The following is a 12,891-nucleotide window of genomic DNA, read 5'->3' as shown; positions in this document are numbered from 1 at the left end:
GGCTACAACATTCTGCATGGTGGGAAAGGTGATGACGTTATTTTCGGGGGTGACAAAAATGCTATTTATACGGGGGAAGGGCGGGACTCGGTGCAAACATACTCTGGAGGGAGTCGTGTATTCGGACAACATACAGACGACCTGAGCCAGCTCCATCCCTCTACGCTTTTTTACAACGTAACCCCCTCCAATGGCGGTCATAACGGGATCAAGATCCAGGGCTCTGCTGATTTCACCCAACGTGTAGAAGATGATCTGAATTTTTACAGAGGTTCGCCGACAGGGCAGAAGTCACTTGAGATAATAGATTCGCTTAAGGCGCCTGTCGCCGTCAGGGAAGGGTTGTATGGTAACTACTATCATTACTCGGACCCGGGTTTGGGCGTCAGAAACAACGAAGAGAATCGCCGGAAGGGCCTTGCGGATGGCTACATAAGAGACGGTATAGCGGGGGCTCCGGCGCAGACTCCAGTCGTGACGTATAACCGCTCGTTCATTACGCCGGGGCATCAACGGCCTCCGGTCGTTGTTCTTCATCATGAGCTTGCTCACGCGATCAACGGCGGAACTGGCACTTTTTTAGCGGGTGATACGATTCTAGGTCCCGGCCGCAACGGGCCTGTAACAGAGTCTAACGTGGAGCGCCAAGCGGTGGGACTCCCTACCAGCAGCGACCCTTTTGACTTCGATAATAATCCGTTGACTCCTCCCACTACCGCTAACCCATGGCCATATACCGAAAATTCGCTTCTCTACGAACTAGGTTTGCCACCGCGTCGCAAATACTCAGACTGATATCCTGCTTTGCGCTTCGAAGATCGATCAACCTGAGACCTGACGTCCTGGTCAGAAGCCCGTCGACAAACGACAGGTCCAGGTTGCGATGCTTGTGGCGGTACAGGCCATTGCCTCCACTGCGATGCGCGCAGTTATGCGCTGACCTTGAGCCCGATCAGCCCGCAAATAATCAACGCCACACTGGCCAGCCTGAACAACGCCATGGACTCCCCAAACAGGATAATCCCGGCGATCACCGTGCCCACTGCACCGACTCCGGTCCAGATGGCATAGGCGGTGCCCAGGGGCAGCTCTTTCATGGCCAACCCCAGCAGGCCGAGGCTGATAGCCATGGCAGTAATCGTCAGGGCGGTGGGTAGTGGTTTGCTGAAACCGTCGGTGTATTTCAGTCCGACGGCCCAGCCGACTTCAAACAGGCCAGCGAAAAACAGAATGATCCAGGACATGATGGTCTCCATCGATAGATGGGGTCGTCCCCGGGTTGAGCACTCGATTGAGCCGCGAGGTCGTCCTCGCGAAGGTGCGTAGAGTGCCGAAAACTGACTGAGTGATCAACACTCAATCGGCTCGCTGTTCCAGTAACTCACGATCTTCTTTCTCGCTCATCCGCCGGAAATAGGTCGACAGCAACGCCCCGGAAATATTGTGCCAGACGCTGAACAGCGCACTGGGTACCGCCGCCAACGGCGAGAAATGCGCACTGGCCAGCGCGGCACCCAACCCCGAGTTCTGCATGCCCACTTCCAGTGCCAGTGACTTGCGTTGCGCCAATGGCAGCTTGAACAGGCGCCCCGTGAAGTAGCCCAGCAGGTAACCGAAGCTGTTATGCAGCATCACTACCGCCATGATCAGCAGGCCCGACTCGGCAATCTTCGCCTGGCTCGCCGCAACCACGGCGGCGACGATAATCACGATGCTGACCACCGACACCAGCGGCAACACGTCCACGGCGTGGCGAACCCGATTCCCCAGCAGTCGTTGTGCTACTACCCCAAGCACAATGGGCAGCAGCACCACTTGCAGGATCGACCAGAACAACTCCATGAACGACACCGGCAACCAGGCCGAGGCCAGCAGCCAGATCAGCGCCGGGGTCAGTAATGGGGCAAGGAGGGTGGTGACGGCGGCGATGGCCACCGACAGTGCCAGGTCGCCACGGGCCAGCCAGGTCATCACGTTGGACGAGGTGCCGCTCGGGCAGCAACCCACCAGAATCACGCCGACGGCGATTTCCGGTGGCAGTTGGAAGGCCTGGCACAGCAACCAGGCCACGCCGGGCATGATTACAAAGTGCGCGACCACACCCAGGGCCACGCGCCACGGATGGCGGGCAACCTCGGCGAAATCTTCAAGTTTGAGGGTCAGCCCCATGCCGAACATCACCAGCCCCAACAGCGGGACGATGGCGCTTTTCAGGCCAATGAACCAGTTGGGTTGCCAGAACGCAACCACGGCAAAAATCAGCACCCAGTAGGCGAAGGTATTGCCGACGAAGCGGCTCAAGGCGGCGAGTGCGCGCATGGAGTTGGTCCTTGTTATTAAGAAAATGCGGGGTGCCGGACGACTGCAATCCTAATGTGCAAACCCAATCAAATGTGGGAGCTGGCTTGCCTGCGATGCAAACACCTTGGTTTATCAGAGACACCCAGGTGATGCTATCGCAGGCAAGCCAGCTCTCCCACTGACCGTGCCCGCTTTAGATCCCTTCTGGAGTCTCTTCACCGCCCAGCGCTTCAACCAGCGCCGGCAGGAAGTCACCAAACGTCAGCATCATCAGGGTAAAGCTGGCGTCCTGCTGGCCCAGGGCCTCATCACCGCCGTCCTGTTCCGCTTGATCCTGCAGCAGGTCTTCAAACTTCAGGCGCTTGACCACCATCTTGTCATCCAGCACGAAGGACAACTTGTCCTGCCACGCCAAAGACAGTTGGGTAACCACCTTGCCGGTGCTCAGGTGCAGCTGGATTTCTTCGCCGGTCAGGTCCTGGCGCTTGCAGCGCACGATGCCGCCGTCTTCGTGGGTGTCGCGCAGTTCGCATTCGTCGAGGACAAAGAAGTCATCGGCCGGTTTCTGCGTGGTGACCCAGTCGGTCAGGGTGGCGGTCGGAGCCATTTTCACGGTCAGTGGACGCACCGGCAGGGTGCCGATCACTTCACGCAGGGTGGACAGCAGATCTTCTGCACGCTTGGGGCTGGCCGAGTTGACCAGGATCAGGCCTTGTTTTGGTGCGATGGCGGCGAAGGTCGACGAACGGCGAATAAACGCGCGGGGCAGGAAGGCCTGGATGATTTCATCCTTGATCTGGTCGCGTTCCTTCTTATAGACCTTGCGCATTTGCTCGGCTTCGATCTCTTCGACCTTTTCCTTCACTGCGTCACGTACCACGCTCCCCGGCAGGATACGTTCTTCCTTGCGGGCGGCGATCAGCAGGAAGTCGCCGCTGACGTGCACCAGCGGTGCGTCTTCACCTTTACCGAACGGGGCGACGAAACCGTAAGTGGTCAACTCCTGGCTTGCACAAGGGCGCGCCAGTTTGGTGGCCAGTGCAGTTTCCAACGCCTCGGCATCAACAGGCAGATCTTGGGTCAGGCGATAGATAAGCAGGTTTTTGAACCACATGGGGTGAGTCTCTCCTTTATACAAAGGGGGGCATTATTCCCCTCGTAGCGCCATAGGCCAACCCCGCCTAAGCCATTGGAAGGCCTGAAAAAAATATTTAAGAAAGTGCTTGCCAGAGTGTAGGTCGCTCCGTAGAATGCGCGCCACACCGAACGTGAAGGGTGATTAGCTCAGCTGGGAGAGCATCTGCCTTACAAGCAGAGGGTCGGCGGTTCGATCCCGTCATCACCCACCATTCGCATTCAAGTGTTACGCGCAGCGGTAGTTCAGTCGGTTAGAATACCGGCCTGTCACGCCGGGGGTCGCGGGTTCGAGTCCCGTCCGCTGCGCCATATTCGGTAACCTGGAACGCTGAACGCCAGGTCGCCACACAAAGCCCGCTTAATCGCGGGCTTTTTGCTGTCTGGGGATTGGCAAAAAATCATCTGATGAAGTTTTTTTAAATAAATTGCATTTAAATCAACACATTAGGAATTTTTGGTATAGAATGCGCCCCGCACCGAACGTAAAGGGTGATTAGCTCAGCTGGGAGAGCATCTGCCTTACAAGCAGAGGGTCGGCGGTTCGATCCCGTCATCACCCACCATTACGTCCAACGCTACGCGCAGCGGTAGTTCAGTCGGTTAGAATACCGGCCTGTCACGCCGGGGGTCGCGGGTTCGAGTCCCGTCCGCTGCGCCATATTCGGTAACCTGGAACACTGAACGCCAGGTCACCACGCAAAGCCCGCTTAAACAGCGGGCTTTTTTGTGCCCCTCATTCAGAGCCCAACCAGCCGATACCCCACCTGCAACTCAGTAATGAAATGCTGTGGTTGTGCCGGGTCCGCTTCCAGCTTTTGCCGCAGATGCGCCATATGCACCCGCAAATAGTGGGCGCGCTCCACGTAATCCAGGCCCCACACTTCCAGCAATAACTGGCGATGGGTGAGCACCCGGCTTTGCCCGCGAATCATCGCGCAGAGCAAGCGGTACTCGATGGGCGTCAGGTGCACAGGTTGGCCCTGGCGCCATACCTCATGGGTCGCCAGGTCGATTTCAATCTCGCCAAATATCACCTTGCTGGTGGCCGCCACTGTGCCGGTTTGTCCATGCCGACGCAGTTGTGCACGGATGCGCGCCAGCAACTCGGGGACGCCGAAGGGCTTGGTCAAATAGTCATCGGCTCCGGCGTCCAGGGCGGCGACTTTTTCCTCTTCGCGATCCCGCGCCGACAACACCAGGATCGGCACCGCCAGCCAACCGCGCAACTCGCTGATCAACTGCTTACCATCACCGTCGGGCAGGCCCAGGTCGACGATCACCAGGTCTGGCTGACGGCTGGCCGCGTGGATCAGTGCGCGTTTGACGCTGTCGGCCTCGAACACCTGAAAGTCTTCATCCTGCAGGGCGATACCGACGAAGCGGCGGATATTGGCCTCGTCTTCAACTATCAGAATGCGTGCAATGCTCATAGGGATTCCATGGAGGGCGGGGTGCCCGCCGGTAAAGTGATGACAAAATGCATGCCTCGTTCGGCGCCAGGCAGCGCTTCAATACGCCCGCCGTGGGCCAGGACGATGCGTTTGGCCAGGGCCAACCCGAGGCCGATGCCGGTGACGGCGGATTCCTGCTGGCCGCGGGTGAACGGTTCGAACAGATTGGGAGGTGCGCCCCCCGGCCCGTTGTCGCTGATTTCCAGCAGGATGCTGCCCTCGACTTCGCGGGCGGCGACAGTGATTTGGGTGCCTTCGGGGGTGTACTTGGCGGCGTTGTCCAGCAGGTTGACCAGCACCCGTTCGATCAACAGGGCATCGACCTCTACCAACGGAAAATGCGCGGCAATCATGGTGCGTATGACGTGCCTGGCCAAAGGTTCACGCAACTGACGCAGGGCACTGCCGAGGATTTCTTCCAGGGAATGCCATTGCCGATTCAGGCGCACGCCACGTTCCTGCATTCTAGCCATATCCAATAGGTTTTCGATCAGCCGCTGCATTGAAGTCGCCTGTTCGTGAATGCCTTGCAGCAGCTCGGTCAGCGGGCCTGGCGGGGCGTGGGGCAGAGCGGTGTCGGCGGCGCCGATCAGCGTGGTCAACGGTGTGCGCAGGTCGTGGGAAATCGCCGCGAGCAAGGTGTTGCGCATCTTCTCGCCTTCCATCTGCACCAGCGTGCTTTGTGCCACTTCGACGAAATGCACGCGCTCCAGGGCAATCGCCAATTGGCTCATGCACGCCTCCAACAGACGGGCTTCTTCCGGCTCGTTCAGACGCTCGCTTTGCGCCAGTTCCAGCACCAATACGCCGCGCACACGCATCGGCGCTTTCAGCGGTAAATAGCGGCCTTTGGCGGCGGACAGCGTGCCGGTGCCTTGACCGGCCGGTTGGCCGTGGTCGTAGGTCCATTGGGCAATACTTTCGTCGATGGGCAGCACGCCTGCGCCGACGCTGTGCACACCGTCGGCGGCATCCGGCAATGCCAGGCCCACCCGTGCCTCGAACACACCGCTGAAGGTGCGCAGCGCCACTTCACCGATCTGCTCCACGGTCAGGGCTGCCGACAGGTCCCGGGCCAGCCGGGCCAATGAGGTTGCCCGTCGCTCCCGCGCTGCAGCGGTGCGCGCTTCATGGCGCAGGCGGGCGGTGAGTTGGCCAGTGATCAGCGCGATGCCGAGCATCAGCGCAAAGGTGAAAAAATACTGGGTGTCAGTGACGGTGAATGAATAGCGCGGCTGCACGAAGAAGAAGTCGAAACACAGCACCGCGAGCATCGCCGCCCACACGCCGGGGCCGCGTCCGTAGCGCAGGGCCACCAGCACCACGGTGAGCAGGAACAGCATGACCACGTTGGCCAGGTCGAACACTTGCAGCAGCAGTGCAGCGATGGCGCTGGCGGCGAAACAGGCAAGGCTGGCCCAGACGTAGGCCATGGCTCTGCCGGGTGCTGGCGTCGGTTTTTCAGTAACCGGTGGGCTGGCGGGTAACACGCCGTGGGCAATCACAATCTGATCGATTTGTGGATGATGCCGACTGATTCGGTCACTGACTGACTGATGCCAGAAACGCCACGTCTGGCGCGGGTGATGGCCGAGCACCAGGCGATTGGCATTGTGTTCTCGAGCGCAGGCCACCAGGGCTTCGGCCACCTCCATGCCGGGGAGGGTCGCGGTGTCGGCACCAAATTCGGCAGCCAGGGCCAGGCTCTTCATCGCCGTCAGATAGCGCCTGGCCCCACGTCCGTGGCGCTGGGCCGAGGCCACGTGGACCACGATCCAATCAGCTTCAAGTTTTTGCGCCAGACGTGCGGCTTCCCGCACCAGGCGCTCATCGCCGGCATCGCCCGCAATACCGACCAGCAAACGCTCCCGTGCTGGCCACAGGGCCTTGATCGAACGTTCGCGGCGATACATCCGCATTTGTGTGTCGACTCGGTCGGCCGTGCGGCGCAAGGCCAGTTCTCGCAAGGCCAACAGATTGCCCTTGCGGAAAAAATGCCGTGATGCCCGTTCGGCCTGAGGCCCCAGATACACCTTGCCGTCTTTCAAACGCTGCAACAAATCATCAGGGGGCAGATCGACCACCACTACTTCGTGGGCATTGTCGAACACATGATCGGGGACAGTTTCCCGCACACGAATGCCAATGATCCCACTGACAAGATCGTTAAGGCTTTCCAGGTGCTGGACGTTGAGGGTGGTCCACACGTCGATGCCGGCGCTGAGCAGTTCTTCCACGTCTTGCCAGCGTTTGGGATGACGCGAGCCGGGGACGTTGCTGTGGGCCAGTTCGTCCACCAACAGCACGCTGGGATGGCGAAGCAGGGCGGCGTCGAGGTCGAACTCGGTGAGGGCGAATGCACGGTGCAAGCGGTTGGCGCGAGGTAGTTGTTCCAGGCCGTCGAGCAACTCGGCGGTTTCCTGGCGGCCGTGGGTTTCTACCACGCCGGCCAGCACGTCGCGGCCCAGGCTGACTTCCCGTTGCGCCGCCGCGAGCATGGCGCAGGTCTTGCCCACGCCGGCGTTGGAGCCGAAGTAGATACGCAGTTTGCCGCGCAAGGCGGCTTGTTCTTCTTGCTGGAGCCGAGCCAGGAGGGCGTCGGGGTCGGGGCGGTCGTTATCTATGGCAAGCATTTTGTCCTCATTAATAGACACAAACCTGTAGCCGCTGCCGCAGGCTGCGATCGCCCGGGAACCGGGCGCAGGATCTTCAGATCACTGAAGGCCTTCGGCCTTATCGCAGCCTGGCGGCAGCGGCTACAGGGTGCGAGTCAAACCAAACCCAAACCGGTCAGCACCATGTCAATCAGCTTGATCCCGGCAAACGGCACCAGCACCCCGCCCACGCCATAGATCAGCAGGTTGCGATTGAGCAACGCCGCCGCGCCAATGGCCCGATAGGTCACGCCTCGCAGCGCCAACGGAATCAGCGCAACAATGATCAGTGCGTTGAAAATCACCGCGCTGAGAATCGCCGAGTTGGGACTGGTCAGGTGCATCACGTTCAATGCACCGAGTTGTGGATACGTCGCGACAAACGCTGCCGGGATGATCGCGAAGTACTTCGCCACATCATTTGCCACGCTGAAGGTGGTGAGCGCACCACGGGTCATCAGCATCTGTTTGCCGACCTCGACCACTTCAATCAACTTGGTCGGGTTGCTGTCGAGGTCGACCATATTGCCGGCCTCTTTCGCGGCCTGGGTGCCGCTGTTCATCGCCACCGCCACGTCGGCCTGGGCCAGCGCCGGGGCATCGTTGGTGCCGTCGCCGGTCATGGCCACCAGCTTGCCCTGGGCCTGGTAGTCGCGGATCAGTTGCAGCTTGTCTTCCGGGCGCGCCTCGGCGAGGAAGTCATCCACGCCCGCTTCTACCGCAATCGCTGCGGCGGTCAGGCGGTTGTCGCCGGTGATCATCACGGTCTTGATGCCCATGCGCCGCAGTTCGGCGAAACGCTCCTTGATCCCGCCTTTGACCACGTCCTTGAGTTCCACCACGCCCAACGCCTTGGCGCCATCGGACACCACCAGCGGCGTGCTGCCCCGTCGCGAGACTTCATCGACCTTGGCCTGCAAGGCCGCCGGAAAACTCCCGCCCAGCGCTTCGATATGACTGCGGATGGCATCCGCCGCGCCCTTGCGAATCGTCCGGCCTTCCGGCAGGTCGACACCGCTCATGCGGGTTTGCGCGGTGAAGTGCACGAAGCTTGCGCCGAGTGCGTTGATGTCCCGCGCGCGGATATCGAATTTCTGCTTGGCCAACACCACAATGCTGCGGCCTTCCGGGGTTTCGTCGGCCAGTGACGCGAGTTGCGCGGCATCGGCCAGCTCGGCTTCCTTGACGCCCGGCGCCGGCAGGAAACTGCTGGCCTGGCGATTGCCCAAAGTAATGGTGCCGGTCTTGTCGAGCAGCAACACGTCGATATCACCTGCTGCCTCGACCGCACGGCCGGAGGTGGCGATCACATTGGCCGACATCATCCGGCTCATGCCCGCCACGCCAATGGCCGAGAGCAGGCCGCCGATGGTGGTGGGAATCAGGCACACCAGCAACGCCACCAGCACTGTGGCACTGACCACGCTGCCGCTGCCGCTCATGGCCACGGCGAAGATCGAGTAAGGGCTCAGCGTCGCGATCACCAGCAGGAACAACAGCGTCAGGCCTACCAGCAAAATGGTCAGCGCGACTTCATTGGGCGTCTTCTGGCGCTTGGCCGATTCGACCATCGAGATCATGCGATCGAGAAACGACTCACCGGGGTTGACGCTGATGCGCACCACCAGCCAGTCCGACAGCACCCGGGTGCCACCGGTGACCGAGGAAAAGTCGCCGCCGGCTTCGCGAATCACCGGTGCCGATTCGCCGGTGATTGCACTTTCATCCACCGAAGCCACGCCTTCGATCACCACGCCGTCCAGCGGCACCAGGTCGCCGGCTTCGATCAGTACCACGTGGTCCTTACGTAGCATGGTCGCTTCGGTCGGCAGCCACGCGGCGCCATGCCGGGGTTGTTGCAGCAACTTGGCGAGGGTCTGGCGTTTCATGCTGCGCAAGCTTGCCGCCTGGGCGCGGCTGCGTCCTTCGGCCAGGGCTTCGGCGAAGTTGGCGAACAGCACGGTGAACCACAGCCACAGGGTGATGCTCAAGATAAAACCGCTGGGCGCTTCACCCTGGCCGCCGAGGGATTGGAACCACAGCAGCGTGGTGAGGATGCTGCCCAGGTACACCACGAACATCACCGGGTTTTTCCGCTGGGACTGGGGCAGCAGTTTTTTCAAGGCATCGACGCAGGCAGTGAGCACGATGCGCCGATCAAACAGGGGTAAACGAGCATTCTTGATCATGGGGAAATCTCTTACTCACTGGCCGCAATAGGGGGCTGACGCGAAGGCAGGCGGGCGTCCAGCGCGAGGTTGAGTTGCAGCACATTGACCCGTGGCTCGCCCAGCAGGCCGAAGGTGCGGGCGGCGGTGTGGTCGTTCAGCAGTGGCAGCAGTTCGGCTTCGGGAATCTGCCGCAGGCGAGCGACGCGTGCCAGTTGGAGGCGGGCGTTGGCAACCGAGATGTGCGGGTCCAGGCCCGAGGCTGAAGCGGTGACGGCGTCCACCGGTACCTGCGCATCGGCGGCCAACCCGTTGTCCTGCCGATAGGCCTGAACCCGGGCGGCCACTTGGTCCATTAGTTTCTGGCTGGTAGGGCCGAGGTTGCTGGCACCGCTGGAGCCGGCGTTGTAGGGCTGCGACACGCTTTTGCTCGGGTCTTGCGGGTCAGCGCCGAGGGTCATGCTGGGCCGTCCATGGAAATACTCAGGCTTGGTGAAGTCCTGGCCAATCAGTACAGAGCCCATCACCAGCCCATCGCGTTCAATCAGGCTGCCCTGCGCCTGGAACGGGAACAGCAGTTGCGCGACCAGGGTGGTGACGGCCGGGTACGCCAGGCCGGTCAACGCCATGAAAAACACCGCCGAGACCAGCACCGGGCGCAGCAGGCCCTTGAATATCGATTGAGTCGTCATCAACGTTTCCTTAGTTGTACGTCTGGCCGGACAGCAACTGCAGTTGCTCCACCAGCGGGCCGAGCGCGAGCGCCGGCAGGAAGGTCAGGCCACCGACCACCAGCACCACAAACACCACCAGCACCATGAATAGCGGGGTTGCGGTGGGGATGGTGCCGGCGCCGGCCGGTACGGTTTTTTTCATCGCCAGCGAACCGGCGACGGCCAGCATCGGCAGCATGGTGAAGAAGCGTCCGATCAACATCGCCAGGCCAATGGTGGTGTTGAAAAACGGCGTGTTGGCGTTCAGTCCGGCAAAGGCCGAACCGTTGTTGGCGGTGCCGGAGGTGTAGGCGTACAGCACCTCGCTGAAACCATGGGGGCCGAGGTTGTTGAGGCTGGCCATGGTGTCGGGCCAGAGGGCGGCGAGAGCGGTAAAGCCGAGGATGCTGATGGGGTGCGCCAGGACCGAAAGCATCACCAGTTTCATCTCCCGCGCCTCGATCTTTTTACCGAGGAATTCCGGACTGCGACCGATCATCATGCCCACCAGAAACACCGTCAGCAGTGCGTACTGGATCAGGTTGATAAAGCCCACGCCATCGCCACCGAATACGCAGTTGAGCATCATCTGCGCCAAGGGCACGAAGCCGCCCATAGGGGTCAACGAGTCATGCATTGCGTTGACCGAACCGGTGGTCGCTGCGGTGGTGGTCGCAATAAACAGACTGCTGTCGGCGATGCCGAAGCGCAGCTCCTTGCCTTCCATGTTGCCGCCGCTTTGTTCGATAGACAGCACCTGATTGGCGCCGGCCTGGGTCAGCAGCGGGTTGCCGTTCTGCTCCGAGCCGTAGACCAGCGTCAGGAAACCGATGAACATCACCAGGAACGTGCCGAAAAACACCCAGCCCTGACGGCGTTGCAGCAGCATGCTGCCGAAGGTGTAGGTCAGTGCCGAAGGGATCAGCAACATGCTGAGAATGTGCAGGGCGTTGGTCAGTGGCGTCGGGTTTTCGAACGGGTGCGCGGCGTTCATGCTGAAGAAACCGCCGCCGTTGGTGCCGATGTGTTTGATCGACTCAAAGCTCGCCACGGCGCCGACAATCAACTGTTGTTGTGCACCTTCCAGCGTTGTGACCAGCGCCTGGGAGGCGAAGGTTTGCGGCATGCCTTGCCAGACATACACCAGCGCCATGCCCACACACAGCGGCAACATTACGCGGTACAGGATGCGGGTGAAGTCGACCCAGAAGTTGCCGATATCTGCCGAGCTTGAGCGGCTCAAACCACGAATGAAACCAGCAGCGGCGACTACGCCGGAGGTGGCGCCGACAAACATCAGGAAGGTGATAACCGCCATCTGGCTGAAGTTCGACAGGCTGGTTTCGCCCGAGTACGCCTGCCAGTTGGTGTTGGTTATAAAGGACGCGGCGGTGTTGAACGCCAGGTCCGGTGTCTGCGCGGCGAGCCCGAGCGGGTTGATCGGCATGACGGCTTGCAGACGCAAGACCAGGTAGCCCAGGAGCATCATCGCTGCGTTCGACAGCAACAGCGCCGAACCGTAGCGAGCCCAGCCCATGGTTTCCTGTGGGTCGATGCCCAGCAGGCGATAGGTACAGCGTTCCGGCAGGGCGTGGCGGGTTCCGGTGAATACCCGGGTCAGCCACTTGCCCATGAGCACGGCGAGCCCGGTCATCAACCCCAGGACCAGCGCGAATTCCAGCAAAGTGCTTAACATGTCGAGGCTCCGTTCAAATCTTGCCCATGGCAACAATGGCCATGGCTGTCGCAACAAAAAACACCAGGGAGATGCCTACAAAGATCAGGTCGTACATGGCGGGCTCCCTAGAACTTTTCGGCGCGAATAAGGGCGTAGCCCAGATAAGCGAACAGCCCGACGGCGCATAAGCCGCTGGCGATATAGATGAACTTGAGTGTCAGCACGGTGGAACTCCCCTGGTTAATAAGCCGCGATTGCGGACGCGGGGAGGTTAAGGCGGTGGGCATCAAGCTTGGGCACTGATTGCGGGGGTTGGCATTAAGACGGTGTATAGAGAGGGTTGTGGTGGGGGAACGAAAAAAAGGGATAGCCCGGGGTCGGGGTATCCCTTGAAAGTTTGGGGTTCTGCTGATTTTTATGAGCCGCTTATTTGGCTTTCTTTTTCTTTGAAGTGCGGGTGGCGAGTTGCTCGAAACAGAAAGCGGCGGCGCCGAATATAGCGATCATTGAGAGGACGATCATGCCTAGGGTTGAACTTTCCACGATGGCTTCCTGCTGGGGTTAGTGGGCAGGAAGTTACGGTAGGTCCTGGGGGGGTGGTTGCTCAACAGGGACGACGTAATCGTTATGGGGATGGGGGGATTTATACGGGTTCTTTACGTGGCGGCCTGGTAGCCGACCAGGTTGTTTGGTTGTTTGGAGTACATATCCGTTGTTGCGGTCACGGCTGCTTATGGTTCCGCTCTTACAGCGGGTCACTTTTGGCAAACGCCCGGAATGCCGGCCCAG

General features: G+C 60.5%; 10 protein-coding genes and 4 tRNA genes. 5 read left to right on the top strand and 9 right to left on the bottom strand.

Annotated elements, in window-relative coordinates; genetic code table 11:
* Nucleotides 1-795, top strand: a 795-nt coding sequence (locus tag GNF76_RS29020; RefSeq protein WP_218585315.1) for a M91 family zinc metallopeptidase, incomplete at its 5' end; no start/stop codon positions are given.
* Nucleotides 796-929: 134 nt separating this feature from the next.
* Here the strand turns inward: GNF76_RS29020 and sugE are convergent.
* The 3 genes from sugE to rdgC form a co-directional block, all read right to left on the bottom strand.
* The gene (sugE, locus tag GNF76_RS29015) at nt 930-1,244 is read right to left on the bottom strand and encodes a quaternary ammonium compound efflux SMR transporter SugE (protein ID WP_155586473.1); all 315 of its coding nucleotides are present in this window, start codon (nt 1,242-1,244) and stop codon (nt 930-932) included.
* A 112-nt stretch (nt 1,245-1,356) separates the two neighbouring features.
* Nucleotides 1,357-2,319, bottom strand: coding sequence for a bile acid:sodium symporter family protein (locus GNF76_RS29010; RefSeq protein ID WP_155586472.1), 963 nt, complete (start codon nt 2,317-2,319; stop codon nt 1,357-1,359).
* A 175-nt stretch (nt 2,320-2,494) separates the two neighbouring features.
* Nucleotides 2,495-3,415: a recombination-associated protein RdgC gene (gene rdgC, locus GNF76_RS29005; RefSeq protein ID WP_155586471.1), complete on the bottom strand. Its 921-nt coding sequence runs from the start codon at nt 3,413-3,415 to the stop codon at nt 2,495-2,497.
* A 159-nt stretch (nt 3,416-3,574) separates the two neighbouring features.
* On the opposite strand from rdgC, the gene GNF76_RS29000 reads away from it, so the two are divergent.
* From GNF76_RS29000 to GNF76_RS28985, 4 genes are all read left to right on the top strand, one after another.
* Nucleotides 3,575-3,650: transfer RNA gene (locus GNF76_RS29000), tRNA-Val, on the top strand.
* Nucleotides 3,651-3,670: 20 nt separating this feature from the next.
* A tRNA-Asp gene (locus GNF76_RS28995) sits at nt 3,671-3,747 on the top strand.
* Between the two features lie 178 nt (nt 3,748-3,925).
* A tRNA-Val gene (locus tag GNF76_RS28990) sits at nt 3,926-4,001 on the top strand.
* 18 nt (nt 4,002-4,019) lie between these two features.
* A tRNA-Asp gene (locus GNF76_RS28985) sits at nt 4,020-4,096 on the top strand.
* A 79-nt stretch (nt 4,097-4,175) separates the two neighbouring features.
* Here GNF76_RS28985 and GNF76_RS28980 read toward each other — a convergent pair.
* The 6 genes from GNF76_RS28980 to kdpF all read right to left on the bottom strand — a co-directional run bounded on the left by GNF76_RS28980 (nt 4,176) and on the right by kdpF (nt 12,326).
* On the bottom strand, nt 4,176-4,868 hold the full coding sequence (locus tag GNF76_RS28980) for a response regulator (RefSeq protein WP_155586470.1): 693 nt from the start codon (nt 4,866-4,868) through the stop codon (nt 4,176-4,178).
* Nucleotides 4,865-7,522, bottom strand: coding sequence for a sensor histidine kinase (locus GNF76_RS28975; protein ID WP_155586469.1), 2,658 nt, complete (start codon nt 7,520-7,522; stop codon nt 4,865-4,867). Before GNF76_RS28975 ends, GNF76_RS28980 begins: the two co-directional genes overlap by 4 nt.
* Nucleotides 7,523-7,659: 137 nt before the next feature.
* Nucleotides 7,660-9,732 carry a potassium-transporting ATPase subunit KdpB gene (gene kdpB / locus GNF76_RS28970; protein ID WP_155586468.1) on the bottom strand — a complete coding sequence of 691 codons (2,073 nt, stop codon included), beginning with the start codon at nt 9,730-9,732 and terminating at the stop codon, nt 7,660-7,662.
* Between the two features lie 11 nt (nt 9,733-9,743).
* Nucleotides 9,744-10,403 (bottom strand): K(+)-transporting ATPase subunit C, encoded by a 660-nt coding sequence (gene kdpC / locus GNF76_RS28965; RefSeq protein WP_155586467.1) that lies wholly within the window; start codon nt 10,401-10,403, stop codon nt 9,744-9,746.
* Between the two features lie 10 nt (nt 10,404-10,413).
* On the bottom strand, nt 10,414-12,120 hold the full coding sequence (gene kdpA, locus GNF76_RS28960) for a potassium-transporting ATPase subunit KdpA (protein WP_155586466.1): 1,707 nt from the start codon (nt 12,118-12,120) through the stop codon (nt 10,414-10,416).
* Nucleotides 12,121-12,227: 107 nt separating this feature from the next.
* On the bottom strand, nt 12,228-12,326 hold the full coding sequence (kdpF, locus tag GNF76_RS29745) for a K(+)-transporting ATPase subunit F (protein WP_003219423.1): 99 nt from the start codon (nt 12,324-12,326) through the stop codon (nt 12,228-12,230).
* Nucleotides 12,327-12,891 lie beyond the last annotated feature (565 nt).

The organism is Pseudomonas spelaei (assembly GCF_009724245.1).
In the GTDB taxonomy this organism is placed as follows: Bacteria; Pseudomonadota; Gammaproteobacteria; order Pseudomonadales; family Pseudomonadaceae; genus Aquipseudomonas; species Aquipseudomonas spelaei.
This window is presented reverse-complemented; position numbering and strand designations above follow the sequence as displayed.